We start from the raw sequence: 14770 nt of genomic DNA on the forward strand, positions 1-14770 counted from the left end.
TAATCTCGGCGTTCATGGAGCAGAGGCATCTCGGTCGCACCGGCCTTCGTGTGTCCCGGATCGGGCTCGGCACCCTGACCTGGGGGCGGGGCACCGACGAGCACGACGCCGCGGACCTCATGAAGACGTTCTGGGAAGCGGGCGGAACCCTCGTCGACACCGCGGACGTGTACGGCGACGGGGACGCCGAGTACCTGCTCGGCAGGCTCATGGACGGCCTGGTGCCCCGCCGTGACCTGGTCATCTCGACCAAGGCCGGCAGCATCCCGGACCCCGAGCGCCGCTTCGACGGCTCCCGAGGCCATCTGCTCTCCGCACTGGACGGTTCGCTCTCCCGGCTCGGCACGGACTACGTCGACCTGTGGCACGTGCACGCGTTCGACCCGGACACCCCGCTGGAGGAGACCCTCCAGGCTCTCGACCTCGCGGTCTCCAGCGGGCGGGCCCGCTATGCCGCCGTCTCCAACTTCTGCGGCTGGCAGCTGGCCAGTGCCGCGACCTGGCAGCTGGCCGCCCCCGGAACCCGGACCCGGCTGGCCGGTACGCAGCTGGAGTACTCCCTGCTGCAGCGCGGTGTCGAGCGCGAGGTGCTGCCGGCCGCGCTGGAACTGGGCATAGGCCTGCTGCCGTCCTCGCCGCTGGGGCGCGGGGTACTGACGGGGAAGTACCGCGGCGACACGATGCCGCCGGACTCGCGCGGCGCCTCCGAGCACCTCGCGCCGTTCGTCGCGCCGTACCTCGACGACACGGCCGGCCGCATCGTGGACGCCGTGGCGACCGCGGCCGACGGGCTCGCGGTGACGCCGCTCCAGGTGGCCCTGGCGTGGGTCCGCGACCGGCCCGGGGTGGCGGCGCCGATCGTCGGCGCGCGCAACGCGCAGCAGCTCACGGCGGCATTGTCAGTGGAGACCCTTAGTCTTCCTGACGAGATCTGCCGGGCGCTCGACGATGTGTCGGCGCCTGTGCACCGCTATCCCGATCACGACTGGAGCACGCTGTGAGCACGGAGCCCGAGACCACGGAGGACGCCGAGCCGGGGCTGCCGGGCGCCGAGAACACATCGGCCGGTGGGACCGGGGCCGGGGGTGGTGAGATCAGGGATGGTGAGACCGGGGGTGGTGAGACCGGCGCCGGGCGACCGGCCTCGGAGGAGGAAGCCCCAGCCGACACGGGGCAGGCGGCCGACCTGGAGAACGCCCCGGCCGACACCCGGCAGGCGGCCTCGGCGGAGGGAGACCCAGCCGGCCCCAGGCAGGCGGCAGGCCCGGAGAACGCCCCGGCGGCCGAAACCGGACAGGCGGCCTCGGAGGAGGGGTCCCCGGCCAGCACCGGACAGGCCGCCGACGCCGAGGGCGGTGACGCCGGAACCCCGCAGGTGTCCGAGGCCGAGGCCGAGTTGCGGGCCCAGCAGGCCGAGCGGGAGCGCATCGAGCAGCGCAAGGCCGAGAAGAAGGCGCCGATCGCGAGCGGCACCAAGCTGAGCGGAAAGGCCGCCGATCTGCTGGCGGCCGTACGGGCCGTCGAGAGCGGCGAGAAGCCCTCGGCGACGGTGTTCGAAGAGCCTCGCCCCGCTCCCCGCCGCTCCGCCCCCGAGCCGGAGCGGCGACCGCGGCCGGTGGCGCCCGAGCCCGTCTCGGCGCCGGCCGGCCCCGCCCCGGAGGCGGTCGAGGCCGTGCGGCAGGTGCTCGGTGAGGGCGGTGCGCCGGAGGTGCTCGCGCCGCAGGCCGCCGCGGTTCTCGGCGAGAGCGCGGACGAACAGCTGCGCGCCGACCCCTGGCAGTTGCTGCGGATCGCCGGTGTGCGGCCCGAGCAGGCCGACGGTTTCGCCCGGGCCCTGCTCGGAGCCGAGTGCGGCCCGGACGACGAGCGGCGGGGCCGGGCCGTCACCGGCTGGCTCCTGGAGCAGGCGGCGCTGGCCGGTCACACCGTCCTGGAGATGCCCGCACTCCTCGCGGCCCTCGCCCAGCGGGGCGTGCCGGAGCCCGACAGCGCCGTGCAGGGCGCGATCGCGGAGGGTGAGGTCCTGGTCTTCCAGGACGCCCTGGAAGGCGAGGCCGGTGCCCCTGCCCCGGCGGGCGGGGAAGGCGCGGAGGAGGACGAGGAGCGTCCGGTCCGTGTCCTGGTCGGGCTGGAGCGGTACGCGATGGCGGAGGAGAGCCTGGCCGACGGGCTGGCCCGGCTGGTCAACTCGGCGCCCAAGCAGGACGGTTCGGCCGAGGAGTGGGAGCGGGCCGCCGCCGCGGCCCAGGGCTCGGCTGCGGAGCTGATCCGCGCGGTCGCCGGACAGGGCCTGGTGCTGCACACCGGCGGGGAGGCGTCCCTGGCCGAGCCCGCGGCCCTGCTGACCGCCGCGCGCTCGCTCGGCCTGCGGGGCTGGGCGGCCACGCACGGCCCGATCGGCCGCAACCGTTTCGCGGCTCTGTTGCGGCGGTCCGGCCAGGCTGCGGAGGCCCCGGGACAGGCCGAAGAGGCACCCGCCGACTCCCCCGTCGCCACCGTCTCCGGGCTGCTCGCCGGCCTCGAAGGGCCCGGCCGGGACACGGAGGGGGCCCTCGATCTCGATCTGCTGGTCGTGCTCGACGCGCCCCAGCTGGATGTCGAGACGGCGGCTCTGCTGACCGAGTCGCTGCCGGACGGGGCGCGGCTGGTGCTGGCCGGCGATCCGGCGGTGCTGTGGTCCGCTGGGCCGGGGCGGGTGCTCGCGGATCTGCTCGCGGCGCGGATCTGCCCCCAAGTGGCCTCGCGCCGGCCGGATCCGGGGCCGTTGGGCGAGTTGGTCTCCGGTATCGGCATCGGCGAGCTGAACCAGGTCGAGGCGCCCGGCAAGGAGGTCGTGATCGTGCCGGTGCGGGACGCGGGCGAGGCAGTGCACCGGACGGTGCAGCTCGTCGCGGACTCGGTGCCGCGCGCGATCGGGGTACCGGCCGAGGAGACCCAGGTGATCACCCCCGGGCACGGCGGGGCCGTCGGGACGCGTGCGCTCAACGCGGCGCTGAAGGAACGGCTCAATCCGGGCCCGGGCCGCTTCGGCGGCTTCGACCCCGGTGACCGGATCGTCCACTCCCCCGCCCCGGGGCGTGCGCTGCCGGGCCGTGTGGTGACGGCGGACGCCGAGGGGCTGCATCTGTCGTGCGAGGGCGAGCCCGTCGTCGTACCGAGGGAGCGGGTGGAGCAGTCCGTGCGGCACGGGTGGGCGCTGACCGCGCACCAGGCTGTGGGGAGCCGGTGGCCCGCGGTGGTCGTGGTGCTGCCCGGTGATGCGGCGCAGGCTCTCAGCCGGCCGTGGGTGTACACGGCGTTCGGGCGGGCCGACCGTCATCTGTCCGTGGTGCACGGGGTGGAGCAGGCGCTTCCCCGGGCCGTGGCCGAGGTTCCGGCGAAGCCGCGGACGACGCGGCTGCCGGTGCTGCTCGGGCCGCAGATCAGCGGCACGTGACGGGGGTGGTGGTCATGGGCCCGGGCCCATGACCACCACCCCCGTGGCTGTCGGCGTGCGCGCTCAGCGGCGGTCCGCGTCCAGCGGCTCCAGGTCCTCGTCCTCGTCGAGGTCGCTGTCGAGCTCGTCCTCCAGCCCGTCCGTGTCCTCGTCATCTTCGTCATCGATGTCGTCGATCTCGTCGTCGAAGACGGCGCTGACGTCGAAGCGGCAGACCACCTGCTGCGGGTCGACCTGCTCGAACGGTGCCTCCAGCCACTCGCCGGGCTCGGCCGGTTCGTCCGCCGCCGTCACCCAGAGCGTGGAGTCGCCCTCCTCCAGCCCGAACTCCTTGTGCCGGGAGGCGATCTCGTCGGGCTCGAACTCGCCGAAGAGCAGTCCGAGCGCGCCGTGCACCGTCCCGGAGGCCGGGGCACCGTCCTCGCCCTCCGCCGCCTCGATCCGCTGTGCCTGCGCCAGCAGCCGCTGGGGTTCGGCGACGGCGTAGTCACGGCGGATCAGTACGCTCAGCGCGTTCGGTTCCTCGGGACCCGCGTACGGGGGCAGCGCGTCCTCCGCACCGGGGATCTCGAAGGGGGTGACCTCGTCGTAGCGGTCGTAGAGCAGTTCGTCGTACACCTCTGCGGCCGCGGCGAGCTGGTTGAACGCCTCGTAGACGGCCGGGTCGTCCTCCCCCGACCTGCGTTCGACCGCGGCCAGGTGGCGGTCGAGCGCGGTCTTGACCGCCTCGGCGGCGGCGCGTACCTCGGCAGCGGTGGACTGCGCAGCATCAGACATAGTGCAGACGCTATCCGTACCAGGCCCCAGCCCGCACAATAGATGCGATGCCGGAATACGAATTTGTCGACGTGTACGTACCTCGCGGGGTCTCCCGCAAGGAAACGGCACGTCTGCTGACGGACCACGCGGAGTACGGACACTGGGAGTTGTACCGTCTGAGCCTGCTGCGCGACGGCAGCCGCAAGGTGCGGTTGCGCCGGCGGATCATCCGCCAGGTGCGGGCCACGTGGTGAGCTGGGACGGGGCACGGGAAGAAGGCGCATGACGGAGCGGGCCCCGCATCGGCGGGGCCCGCTCCGTTTGCGGGGGGTGTCAGGCGGAGGCGCGCGCCTTGCGGTAGAGGATCACGCCCGCGAGCAGCGCGCCCGCGCCGGCCGGGAGGGCGAAGCCGAGCGGCAGGTCGCTGCCGGTGCTGGCGAGCTGGGATTCGCCCTCGGGCTGGGTGACGAACTGGGCGCCCGGCTTGTTGCCGTGCGAGGAGCCGCCCGGGGTCTCGCCATCGGTGGAGGGCGGGGTGCCCGGAGTGCCGGGGTCACCAGGGTTGCCCGGGGTACCGGGCTCACCCGGATTGCCGGGATTCCCCGGATTGCCAGGGTTCCCCGGGTCACCGGGGTTGCCGGGCTCACCCGGATTGCCAGGGTTCCCCGGGTCGCCGGGGTTGCCGGGGTTCCCCGGCTGGCCCGGCTCCTGGCCGCCCGGCGGGGTGCCGTGCTGTCCGCCGCCGCCGTTGGAGCAGTCGTTGCCCGTGCTGGGGTTGCCGACGCCGATGACGTCGACGCTGTTGCCGCAGACGTTCACCGGCACGTGGACCGGCACCTGGACGTTGTTGCCCGAGCCGACGCCGGGTGAGTCGGTGGCGTGCCCGCTCGCCTGGGAGCCGCCCTTGCCGCCGTGTTCGCCGTATCCCCCCGACGACGGTCCACCGCCCTGGTTGGCGCACGAGTTGCCCACCGACGGGTTGAGCACGCCGACGACGTTGACCGTGTTCCCGCACACGTTGACCGGTACGTGCACCGGCGCCTGCACCGAGTTTCCGGACAGCACGCCGGGCGAGCCCGACGCCGAGCCCTGGGCGCCCGAGTCGGCGTGAGCGGAACCGCCCGCGGCGGCGATCACGCCTGTCGCGGCCGCCACGGTCATCAGACCCTTGCGGGTGACCTGTCGCATTTACTGAATACCTGCCTTCGACCCTGTCTCGAATTCTTCTCGAATTCCCCGAAAGAAGCGTTCGGTCCCGGGGCGCATGGCACGCACTCCGGGACCGATGGCTTTGGAACTCCCCTCAGCGAGGGGGAAGCATCACTTGTTGATGCAGGTGTTGCCGAAGGCGGGGTTCAGCAGCCCGATCACGGAGACCGTGTTGCCGCAGACGTTCACCGGGACGTGAACGGGCACCTGGACAACGTTGCCGGACAGGACTCCCGGGGAGTGCGCGGCGACGCCCTGAGCACCCGAGTCGGCGACGGCCATGCCCGCGCTCGCGAGAACCAGCCCACCGGTGGCAGCCGCAGCAGCGACGACCTTCTTGATCATTATTCCTCCTAGTTGGCAAAGCGACCCATCTTGCGATCGCATTACCTGTAACGAGGAGGGAGTAATGAGGCTACGAGCTTATCGTCGCATTCACTCTTCCCAGTCGATTCCGTACGCGCGACCGAATACCGGCGTTTCGCAGGGGCGGCTCAGGACAGGTCGATGAAGCGGTCGAGCACCCGCACGCCGAACTGCAGGCCCTCCACCGGCACCCGCTCGTCCACGCCGTGGAACATGCCGGCGAAGTCCAGCTCCGGCGGCAGCTTCAGCGGCACGAAGCCGAAGCCCCGGATGCCCAGGTCGTCGAAGGACTTCGCGTCCGTTCCGCCGGAGAGCATGTAGGGGATCGCCTTGGCGGTCGGGTCCTCGGCGAGCAGCGCGGACTGCATCGCCCCCACGAGCGCCCCGTCGAAGGTGGTCTCGACGGCCTTGTCGGCGTGGACGTCCTCACGGCGCACGTTCGGGCCGAGGATCCGGTCGAGGTCGGCGAGGAACTCCTCCTCGTGTCCGGGCAGGAACCGCCCGTCGACGTGGGCGGTCGCCTCGCCGGGGATGACGTTGACCTTGTAACCGGCGCCGAGCTGCGTCGGGTTGGCCGTGTTGCTCAGGGTCGCGCCGATGAACTTGGCGATGCCGCCGAGCCTGACGAGGGTCGACTCCATGTCCTCCGGGTCGAGTTCGGTGCCGAGGGCGTCGCCGAGCTCGTCGAGGAAGGCGCGGGTGGTCTTGGTGACCCGCACCGGGAACTTGTGCCGCCCGAGCCGCGCGACGGCCTCCGACAGCTCGGTGATCGCGTTGTCCCGGTGGATCATCGATCCGTGCCCGGCGGTGCCGGCCACGGTGAGCTTCATCCAGTGCATGCCCTTCTCGGCCGTCTGGATCATGTAGAGCCGCCGCTGCTCGCTGACGGTGAACGAGAACCCGCCCACCTCGCTGATCGCCTCGGTGACGCCCTCGAACAGGTCCGGGTGGTTGCGCACGAGGTGCTTGGCGCCGTAGGTGCCGCCGGCCTCCTCGTCCGCGAGGAACGCGAGGACGATGTCGCGCGGGGGCTTGCGCCCGCTGCGCAGCCGGTCGCGGACGACCGCGAGGGTCATCGCGTCCATATCCTTCATGTCGACGGCCCCGCGGCCCCAGACGCAGCCGTCGGCGACCTCGCCGGAGAAGGGGTGGTGGGTCCAGTCGTCCGCGTTGGCCGGTACGACGTCGGTGTGGCCGTGGATGAGGAGCGCGGGCCGGGAGGGGTCCTCGCCCTCGATCCGGGCGACCGTGGAAGCGCGGCCCGGGTGGGACTCGAAGATCTGCGGTTCGAGCCCGACCTCGGCGAGCTTCTCGGCGACGTACTCCGCCGCCTTGCGCTCGCCCGGACCCGAGTGGTCGCCGTAGTTGCTGGTGTCGATCTGGATCAGCTCGCGGCAGAGGTCCACGACCTCGTCCTCGCCGGTGACGCTCCTGGCCGTGTCCGTCTCGCTCACGTGCTTCCTCCCGGTGTCACTGCTGGTGGGTCCCCCTCATCCTCCCTCTCCCCGGCCCGCACCCCAAGAGCGCTCCCGGCCCGTCACACGCCGTTCACGCCTCGCCGGGGTGCCGCCGGGGGGTGATCGGCCACCCCGGAAAGCCTGGTAATGTTTACGTCGTCGCCGCGGGGAGAACCCACGCGACAGACACCTTGTCCGGGTGGCGGAATGGCAGACGCGCTAGCTTGAGGTGCTAGTGCCCTTTATCGGGCGTGGGGGTTCAAGTCCCCCCTCGGACACATGAGGCTGAGGGCCGTGACCGCGAGGTCACGGCCCTCAGGCGTTTTGCGGAGAGGTGACCATGACCAGGCGTTCCTGCCCCTGCGGGCTCCCTCAGCCCTACGAGGCGTGCTGCGGCCGCTATCACTCCGGAGCCGCCGCCGCGCCGACCGCCGAGGCGCTGATGCGGTCGCGGTACTGCGCCTTCGTGAAGGGGGACGCCGGGTATCTGCTGCGGACCTGGCATCCGCGGACACGGCCCGGGACGCTGGAGCTGGATCCGGGGATGCGGTGGACCGGGCTGGAGATCCTGGGGACGGGCGGCGGGTCCGCGTTCCACTCCGCCGGGACGGTGGAGTTCCGGGCGTCGTACCGGGGCGGGTCCCTGCACGAGCGGAGCAGTTTCGAGCGGGTCGACGGGGCGTGGGTCTACGTCGACGGGGAGTTCCCGGCCTAGCCGTTGCTACGGCGCCAGGATGTCGAGTTCCTGGAGGGCGCCGACCGTGATCTCGCGGGTCAGCCGCTCCGCCCGGGCGGCATCGCCCGCGCGGACCGCCTCGGCGACCTGGACGTGCAGGGTGACGGCGGCCGGGTCGGGGTCCTCGAACATCACGTCGTGCTGCGTGCGGCCGGTCAGGACCTCCGCGACGACGTCGCCGAGGCGGGCGAACATCTCGTTGCCGGAGGCGGCCAGGATGACGCGGTGGAAGGCCACGTCGTGGAGGAGGTACCCCTCCAGTTTGTGACCGCGTGAGTGGGCGACCATGCCGAGGGCGCACTCGGTGAGCTCTGCGCACTGCTCGGATGTGGCATGCCGGGCGGCGAGGCCCGCCGCGACGGGTTCGATCGCCGAGCGCAGCACCGTGAGGGACCGCAGTTGCCCGGGGCGGTCGGCGCCGGCCAGGCGCCAGCGGATGACCTGTGGGTCGTAGACGTTCCACTCGGACTTCGGACGGACCGTCACGCCGACGCGGCGGCGGGATTCGACCAGGTACATGGACTCCAGGACACGGACCGCCTCGCGCATCACGGAGCGCGACACGTCGAAACGCTGGGCGAGCTCGTCGGTGCGCAGGACGCTGCCCGGCGGGTACTCCCCCGCCGTGATCTCGGGGCCGAGGGTGTCCAGTACATGGCCGTGCAGGCCCCGGCCCGGTGTGCTCATGCACTCAGCGTACGGGGTAGATCACGGAGACAAAAAGTCAGACTTATTGAGCACGACCTCTTGAATTCGTCGTACCTAATGGGTTTCAGTTGCGTCGACATCAGGTGTCGACCTCGGACAGCAGACAGTGAGGCAGCGATGAACACCCCCCACGTCGTCGTGGTCATGGGCGTAGCGGGCACCGGCAAGACCACCATCGGTCCCCTGCTCGCGGCCCGGCTCGGCGTTCCGTACGCCGAGGGCGACGACTTCCACCCGCCGGCCAACATCGCCAAGATGTCGGCCGGTACCCCGCTCACCGACGAGGACCGCCTGCCCTGGCTCGACGCCATCGGCGCGTGGGCGCAGGGGCGGGCCCGGCTCGGCGGGGTGGTCAGCTGCTCGGCACTGAAGCGGTCGTACCGCGACCGGCTGCGGGCCGCCGCGCCCGGCGTGGTCTTCGTGCATCTCACGGGTGACCGCGCGCTGATCGAGGACCGGATGTCGCACCGGCAGGGGCACTTCATGCCCACGGCGCTGCTCGACTCCCAGTTCGCCACGCTCCAGCCCCTCGCGGCGGACGAGGCGGGGGTCGGGGTGGACGTCGCGGGCGGCCCGGAGGAGATCACCGAGCGGGCGGCACACGCCCTGCGGGAACTCCCCGAGCCCGTCCAGTAGCCCCTGGCGGCCCTGCCGCTCCCCCTACTCCCCCAACGCAAGGGAACTCACCCCCGTGACCAGACTCAGCGTCGAGATGCTGGCAGCGGACGCACCCGAGCCGATCACCTCGGCCGGCCACGCTCAGCTGGGCATCGCCGTCCTGGCGGGCATCGCCGTCATCGTCCTGCTCATCACGAAGTTCAAGCTGCACGCCTTCCTGGCACTGACCATCGGGTCACTGACGCTCGGCGCGATCGCCGGGGCGCCGCTGGACAAGGTGCTCACCAGCTTCAGCGCCGGCCTCGGCACCACGGTCGCCGGCGTCGGTGTGCTGATCGCCCTCGGGGCGATCCTCGGCAAGATGCTCGCCGACTCCGGCGGCGCCGACCAGATCGTCGACACCATCCTCGACCGGGCCGGCGGACGGTCGATGCCGTGGGCGATGGTGCTGATCGCCTCCGTGATCGGCCTGCCGCTGTTCTTCGAGGTCGGCATCGTGCTGCTGATCCCGGTCGTGCTGATGGTCGCCAAGCGCGGCAACTACTCGCTGATGCGCATCGGCATCCCGGCGCTCGCGGGTCTGTCCGTGATGCACGGCCTCGTGCCGCCGCACCCCGGTCCGCTGGTCGCGATCGACGCGGTCGGCGCCGACCTCGGCATCACCCTGGCGCTCGGTGTCCTCGTCGCCATCCCCACCGTGATCATCGCCGGTCCGGTGTTCTCGAAGTACGCGGCCCGCTGGGTCGACGTCCCCGCACCCGAGAAGATGATCCCGCAGCGCGCCTCCGAGGAGCTCGACAAGCGCCCCGGCTTCGGCGCCACGCTCTTCACGGTCCTGCTGCCGGTGATCCTCATGCTGGCCAAGGCGCTCGTCGACATCGTCATCGACGACCCGGAGAACCTCGTCCAGCGCGTCTTCGACGTGATCGGTGCGCCGATGATCGCGCTGCTCGCCTCGGTGCTGGTCGGCATCTTCACGCTGCTGCGGCCCGCCGGGTTCTCCAAGGAGCGGATATCGCCGCTCGTCGAGAAGAGCCTCATGCCCATCGCGGGCATCCTGCTGATCGTCGGCGCGGGTGGCGGCTTCAAGCAGACGCTGATCGACACCGGCGTGGGCCAGATGGTCCTGGACATCTCCCAGGACTGGGCGATCCCGGCGCTGCTGCTGGCCTGGCTGATCGCGGTGGTGATCCGCCTCGCGACCGGTTCGGCGACGGTGGCCACGGTCTCGGCCGCCGGTCTCGTCGCCCCGCTCGCGGCGGACATGTCCAGCACGCACGCGGCCCTTCTCGTCCTGGCCATCGGCGCCGGCTCGCTCTTCTTCAGCCATGTCAACGACGCCGGGTTCTGGATGGTGAAGGAGTACTTCGGGCTGAGCGTCGGCCAGAACATCAAGACCTGGTCCGTCATGGAGACGATCATCTCGGTGGTCGCCGGCGGCATCGTCCTGCTGTTGTCCCTCGTGATCTAGGAGTGCTGCGGCGATGACGGCTCATCCCCTCTTCGACATCGGCGGCCGTACGGCCCTGGTCACCGGCTCCAGCCGGGGCATCGGACTGGCCCTCGCGCGCGGTCTGGCGGAGGCCGGCTGCACGGTCGTCCTGAACGGACGTGACAAGGACCGGCTCGCCGAGGCCGCCGCCGGGCTGCCCGGCGACCGGGTGCACACGGCCTCGTTCGACGTGACGGACGGATCATCGGTGGCCTCGGGGGTCGCCGAGGTCGAGGAGCGGGTGGGCCCGCTCGACATCCTCGTCAACAACGCGGGCATGCAACTGCGCGCCCCGCTGCTGGAGTTCACCGACTCCGACTGGCACCGGATCCTGGACACCAATCTGACCAGTGCCTTCCTGGTCGGCCGTGAGGCGGCGCGCCGGATGACGGAACGGGGCCGCGGGAAGATCATCAACATCTGCTCGCTGCAGAGCGAGGTGGTACGGCCCGGGATCGCGCCGTACGCCGCCACCAAGGGCGCGCTGAAGATGCTCACCAAGGGCATGTGCGCCGACTGGGGCCCGAGCGGTGTGCAGGTCAACGGGCTCGGCCCGGGTTACATCGAGACCGAGCTGACCCGGCCGCTGGTGGAGGACGAGGAGTTCAGCTCCTGGGTGCGGCGGCGTACGCCGGCCGGGCGCTGGGGCCGTACGCAGGACCTGGTGGGCGGGTTGCTGTTCCTCGCCTCCCCCGCGGCGGACTTCGTCAGCGGGCAGGTGCTGTATGTAGACGGCGGTATGACGAGCGTGCTGTGACCTGCCGGGAGGCGGCTGTGATGCTGGGGTGTGTGATCCACGGTCAGGGCGACCTGCGAGTGGCGGAGTTGCCCATGCCGGAGCCCGGGCCGGGTCAGGCGCTGGTCGCCGTGCGGTACGGCGGGGTGTGCGGGTCCGATCTGCACTACTGGCGGCACGGCGGGGTCGGTGACTTCCGGCTGCGGGAGCCGATGGTGCTCGGGCACGAGGTCGTCGGGACGGTTGTGGCGTACGGCCCCGGTGCCACGGGGCCGGCTCCCGGCACCGCCGTCGCCGTGCATCCGGCGACTCCGTGCGGGGTGTGCCCGGAGTGCGCGGGCGGGCGGCGGAACGTGTGCCGGGACACGCGCTACCTCGGCAGCGCGGCCCGCTTCCCGCACGTCCAGGGCGGTTTCGCCGCCCGAGTCGTCGTACCCGCCGCGCAGGTGCGGCCTCTGCCGCCCGGCCTCGGCCTGCGGCGGGCGGCACTCGCCGAACCGCTGTCGGTGGCGCTGCACGCGGTGCGGCGGGCCGGGGACGTTCGGGGCCGGCACGTTCTGGTCACCGGCGCCGGACCCATCGGGTGTCTCGTGGTCGCGGCGGCGAGGGCGGCGGGTGCCGCGAACGTGACGGTGACGGATCTCCTGCCCGAGGCATTGGAGTACGCCCGGGTCGCCGGTGCCGGGACGGTTGTTCGCGCCGACGATCCCGACGATGCCGGGTGGCCCGACGAGGTCGATGTGGCCATCGAGGCGTCCGGGGTGGCCGCGGGCCTCGACGCGTGTCTGCGGCGGGCCCGGCGGGGTGGGGTCGTCGTGCAGTTGGGGATGTTGCCGCCAGGGCACAGTTCCTTCGCCGGGAACCTGGTGGTGAGCCGGGAGATCGAGCTGCGGGGAGCGTTCCGCTTCGACACGGAGTTCGACGAGGCGCTGGCGTTGCTGGCGGTGGAGCCGGCGTTCGACGGGCTTGTCAGTGCGGTGGTTCCCGTGGGGGACGCCGAGTCGGCTTTTGCCCTGGCGGCTGACCGGAGTCGGTCCTGCAAGGTGCTGCTGGATTTCGCCGCGCTGCTGTAGGCGTTGTGGAGGCCGGGCGGCTCCCGCGCGTCATCCCTGGTACTGAACCCCGGCCCGCCCGGGCGGCGGAGCCGGTTCCTTCCGTGTAGTGATTCCCGCAGGTCGACAGAGTGGCACCTTGGGAACATCGCCGAGCAGGCGTTGCCGCTGCAGGGGAGGACCGCTCGTGACCAGCACTGTCTCACCCGTCACACCGTCCGGGGCCACGCGCCCTCCGGGCCGGATGCGCACCGTCTGGGCTGCCGCCCACGCTCCGGTGGCGGGGGTGCCGAGGTGGGGTCGGATCGCCGCCTACGCCATACCGTTCACCGTGTTGCCGTCGAGCGTGTGGCGGGTTCTGGTGGCGTTCGTCGACGAGGACACAGCGGGTAAGACCGGGAGCCTGCCGTCGTGGCTGCCTGGTGAGGTCTACGTGGTCCTGCTTTCGGCGCTCTCCGAACTGGTGGCGTTCACGGCCGTCGGGCTGATCGCCGGGTGGGGCGAGGTGTTCCCCCGCTGGGTCCCACTGCTGCGTGGGCGCAGGGTGCCGACCGCGGCCGCGGTCTGGCCTGCCGCCTTCGGCGCGGTAATGCTGACGGCCCTCTGGACCGCCGCCTACGTCGCGGAGACTGCCGGGGTGACCCTGCGGGGAGAACCGCTCCCGCCTGACTACCCGACAGCGGCGGGCGGCTGGGAGAGCGCCGTGTTCCACGTCTGCTACGCCCCTCTGTTGCTGTGGGGTCCACTGCTCGGGGTCGTCACGGTCGCCTACGTTCGGCGCAGGCGCGATGTCGGGCGACCGGGCCCCGGTCGCTCACGGTCGCCACAGCCGGTGCTCCCGCTCCGCCCACTCACGGCTCACCGACCCGGTCCGCATGCCCCTTCTGGATTCCGGGTCCGCCAGGGCCATGCCGATGTGGCCCGCCAGGACGATGCCGATGGTGAGGGCCAGCCAGTCGTGGACGAAGGTGGCGCTGGTGCGCCAGAGCAGGGGGGTGAGGTGGGTGAACCACATCATCAGGCCCGTGGCGAGCATGACCAGCGTGGCGCCGGCGATCCAGGACGCGTAGAGCTTCTGCCCGGCGTTGAACTTGGCCGCGGGGCGGGAGGCGTGGCGCTTGTCGCGGTGCAGGGCGGCACGCAGCCAGGTGCGGTCGTGCGGGCCGAAGCGGTTGAGGCGGCCGAGGTCGGCGCGGAACGCCCGGGAGGCGAGGGCGGCCAGGACGGGGACGGGCAGGGCGAGGCCGGCCCACTGGTGCAGGGTGACGACCAGGGCGCGGCGGCCGACGAGTTCGGCGAGCTGGGGGACGTAGAGGCAGGCCGCGGTGACGACGCAGATGCCCATCAGGGCGGCCGTGGTGCGGTGGATCCAGCGCTGGAGCGGGGTGAAGCGGCGGACATCGGCCGTGGCCGGTGGTGTGTCAGCTCGTAGGGGCATCGTCGCGTCCGTTCGAGCGGCCCACCCAGGCGTCGATGTCGTAGCCGCGCTTCTCCCAGTAGCCCGGCCGGACCTCGTCGGTGACGGTGATGCCGGAGAGCCACTTGGCGGACTTGTAGAAGTACATGGGGGCGACATAGAGGCGGGCCGGGCCGCCGTGGGAGTGGCCGAGGTCCTTGTCCTGCATGCGCAGGGCGACCAGGACGTCCGCGCGGCGGGCCTGGGAGAGGGTGAGGCTCTCGGTGTACGTGCCGTCGAAGCAGGTGAAGCGGATGGCCTTGGCCGTGGGGCGGACCCGGGCGGCGTCCAGGAGCCGGGACAGGCGTACGCCCTCGAAGGGTGTGTCGGGGACGCGCCAGCCCGTGACGCACTGGACGTCGCGGACCATGCGGGTCTGGGGCAGGGCCTTGAGGTCGTGGAGGGTGTAGGTCGTGGGGCGGTCGACCAGGCCGTCCACGGTGAGGCGGTAGCTGCCGGCGTCCTTGCGCGGGACCGACGAGGCGACCGAGTAGTAGCGGAAGCCGCCGCCGTTGGGGAGCAGGCCGGTCAGGCCCGTGGGGTCCTTGTCGGCCGCTCCGCCGAGGAAGGCCTCCAGGCCGCGTTGCAGCGGGGGCGCGGCGACGACGCCGGCGGCGCCCAGGGCGAGGGTGCCGAGGAAGACGCGGCGGCCGATCGGGGTGCCCCGCTCCTCGGGGTGTTCGTCGTTCACACCCTGATGTACGTCCTCGTTCACGTACTCATTCGAACACCCGCGGCCCCGGCA

15 protein-coding genes and 1 tRNA gene are annotated in these 14770 nt (G+C 72.0%); 9 read left to right on the forward strand and 7 right to left on the reverse strand.

The genetic code is table 11. The features are described 5' to 3' along the window. Positions 1-14: 14 nt before the first annotated feature. The gene (locus tag RFN52_RS07950) at positions 15-1001 is read left to right on the forward strand and encodes an aldo/keto reductase (protein ID WP_184844249.1); all 987 of its coding nucleotides are present in this window, start codon (positions 15-17) and stop codon (positions 999-1001) included. Continuing rightward, a complete protein-coding gene (locus RFN52_RS07955; RefSeq protein ID WP_184844252.1) occupies positions 998-3436 on the forward strand; it encodes a helix-hairpin-helix domain-containing protein in 2439 nt (812 codons plus the stop codon). Before RFN52_RS07950 ends, RFN52_RS07955 begins: the two co-directional genes overlap by 4 nt. Before the next feature lie 63 nt (positions 3437-3499). Here RFN52_RS07955 and RFN52_RS07960 read toward each other — a convergent pair whose 3' ends face one another. Next, positions 3500-4213 carry a hypothetical protein gene (locus RFN52_RS07960; RefSeq protein WP_184844255.1) on the reverse strand — a complete coding sequence of 238 codons (714 nt, stop codon included), beginning with the start codon at positions 4211-4213 and terminating at the stop codon, positions 3500-3502. A gap of 47 nt (positions 4214-4260) precedes the next feature. Between RFN52_RS07960 and RFN52_RS07965 the strand changes: the two genes are divergently transcribed. Then, the gene (locus RFN52_RS07965; protein WP_003989151.1) at positions 4261-4449 is read left to right on the forward strand and encodes a DUF5703 family protein; all 189 of its coding nucleotides are present in this window, start codon (positions 4261-4263) and stop codon (positions 4447-4449) included. A 79-nt stretch (positions 4450-4528) separates the two neighbouring features. On the opposite strand, the gene RFN52_RS07970 is transcribed toward RFN52_RS07965, so the two are convergent. The 3 genes from RFN52_RS07970 to RFN52_RS07980 all read right to left on the reverse strand — a co-directional run bounded on the left by RFN52_RS07970 (position 4529) and on the right by RFN52_RS07980 (position 7224). Next, on the reverse strand, positions 4529-5383 hold the full coding sequence (locus tag RFN52_RS07970; protein ID WP_184844258.1) for a chaplin: 855 nt from the start codon (positions 5381-5383) through the stop codon (positions 4529-4531). Between the two features lie 132 nt (positions 5384-5515). Then, entirely contained in the window at positions 5516-5749 is a 234-nt protein-coding gene (gene chpH / locus RFN52_RS07975) for a chaplin ChpH (protein WP_184844262.1), read from the reverse strand. Between the two features lie 149 nt (positions 5750-5898). Next, positions 5899-7224: a M20/M25/M40 family metallo-hydrolase gene (locus tag RFN52_RS07980; RefSeq protein WP_033311869.1), complete on the reverse strand. Its 1326-nt coding sequence runs from the start codon at positions 7222-7224 to the stop codon at positions 5899-5901. A gap of 196 nt (positions 7225-7420) precedes the next feature. On the opposite strand from RFN52_RS07980, the gene RFN52_RS07985 reads away from it, so the two are divergent. Next, positions 7421-7505, forward strand: a tRNA-Leu gene (locus RFN52_RS07985). Positions 7506-7567: 62 nt separating this feature from the next. Continuing rightward, a complete protein-coding gene (locus RFN52_RS07990) occupies positions 7568-7942 on the forward strand; it encodes a YchJ family protein (RefSeq protein ID WP_184844265.1) in 375 nt (124 codons plus the stop codon). A 6-nt stretch (positions 7943-7948) separates the two neighbouring features. Here the strand turns inward: RFN52_RS07990 and RFN52_RS07995 are convergent, their stop codons facing one another. Further along, a complete protein-coding gene (locus RFN52_RS07995; RefSeq protein WP_184844268.1) occupies positions 7949-8650 on the reverse strand; it encodes a FadR/GntR family transcriptional regulator in 702 nt (233 codons plus the stop codon). A gap of 138 nt (positions 8651-8788) precedes the next feature. Here RFN52_RS07995 and RFN52_RS08000 point away from each other — a divergent pair, with 138 nt between their 5' ends. The 4 genes from RFN52_RS08000 to RFN52_RS08015 are packed head-to-tail and all read left to right on the forward strand — an operon-like array spanning position 8789 to position 12590. Continuing rightward, entirely contained in the window at positions 8789-9307 is a 519-nt protein-coding gene (locus RFN52_RS08000) for a gluconokinase (RefSeq protein WP_184844271.1), read from the forward strand. Between the two features lie 55 nt (positions 9308-9362). After that, a complete protein-coding gene (locus RFN52_RS08005) occupies positions 9363-10760 on the forward strand; it encodes a GntP family permease (protein WP_184844273.1) in 1398 nt (465 codons plus the stop codon). 13 nt (positions 10761-10773) lie between these two features. Further along, positions 10774-11538 carry an SDR family oxidoreductase gene (locus tag RFN52_RS08010; RefSeq protein WP_184844276.1) on the forward strand — a complete coding sequence of 255 codons (765 nt, stop codon included), beginning with the start codon at positions 10774-10776 and terminating at the stop codon, positions 11536-11538. Positions 11539-11558: 20 nt separating this feature from the next. Next, entirely contained in the window at positions 11559-12590 is a 1032-nt protein-coding gene (locus tag RFN52_RS08015) for an L-idonate 5-dehydrogenase (protein WP_184844279.1), read from the forward strand. Between the two features lie 793 nt (positions 12591-13383). Here RFN52_RS08015 and RFN52_RS08020 read toward each other — a convergent pair. Both RFN52_RS08020 and RFN52_RS08025 read right to left on the reverse strand, forming a co-directional pair. Next, a complete protein-coding gene (locus RFN52_RS08020; protein WP_184844282.1) occupies positions 13384-14007 on the reverse strand; it encodes a cytochrome b/b6 domain-containing protein in 624 nt (207 codons plus the stop codon). Then, positions 13991-14716 carry a molybdopterin-dependent oxidoreductase gene (locus tag RFN52_RS08025; RefSeq protein ID WP_184853826.1) on the reverse strand — a complete coding sequence of 242 codons (726 nt, stop codon included), beginning with the start codon at positions 14714-14716 and terminating at the stop codon, positions 13991-13993. Before RFN52_RS08025 ends, RFN52_RS08020 begins: the two co-directional genes overlap by 17 nt. Positions 14717-14770: the final 54 nt, after the last annotated feature.

The organism is Streptomyces collinus, assembly GCF_031348265.1.
GTDB classification, from domain to species: Bacteria; Actinomycetota; Actinomycetes; order Streptomycetales; family Streptomycetaceae; genus Streptomyces; species Streptomyces collinus.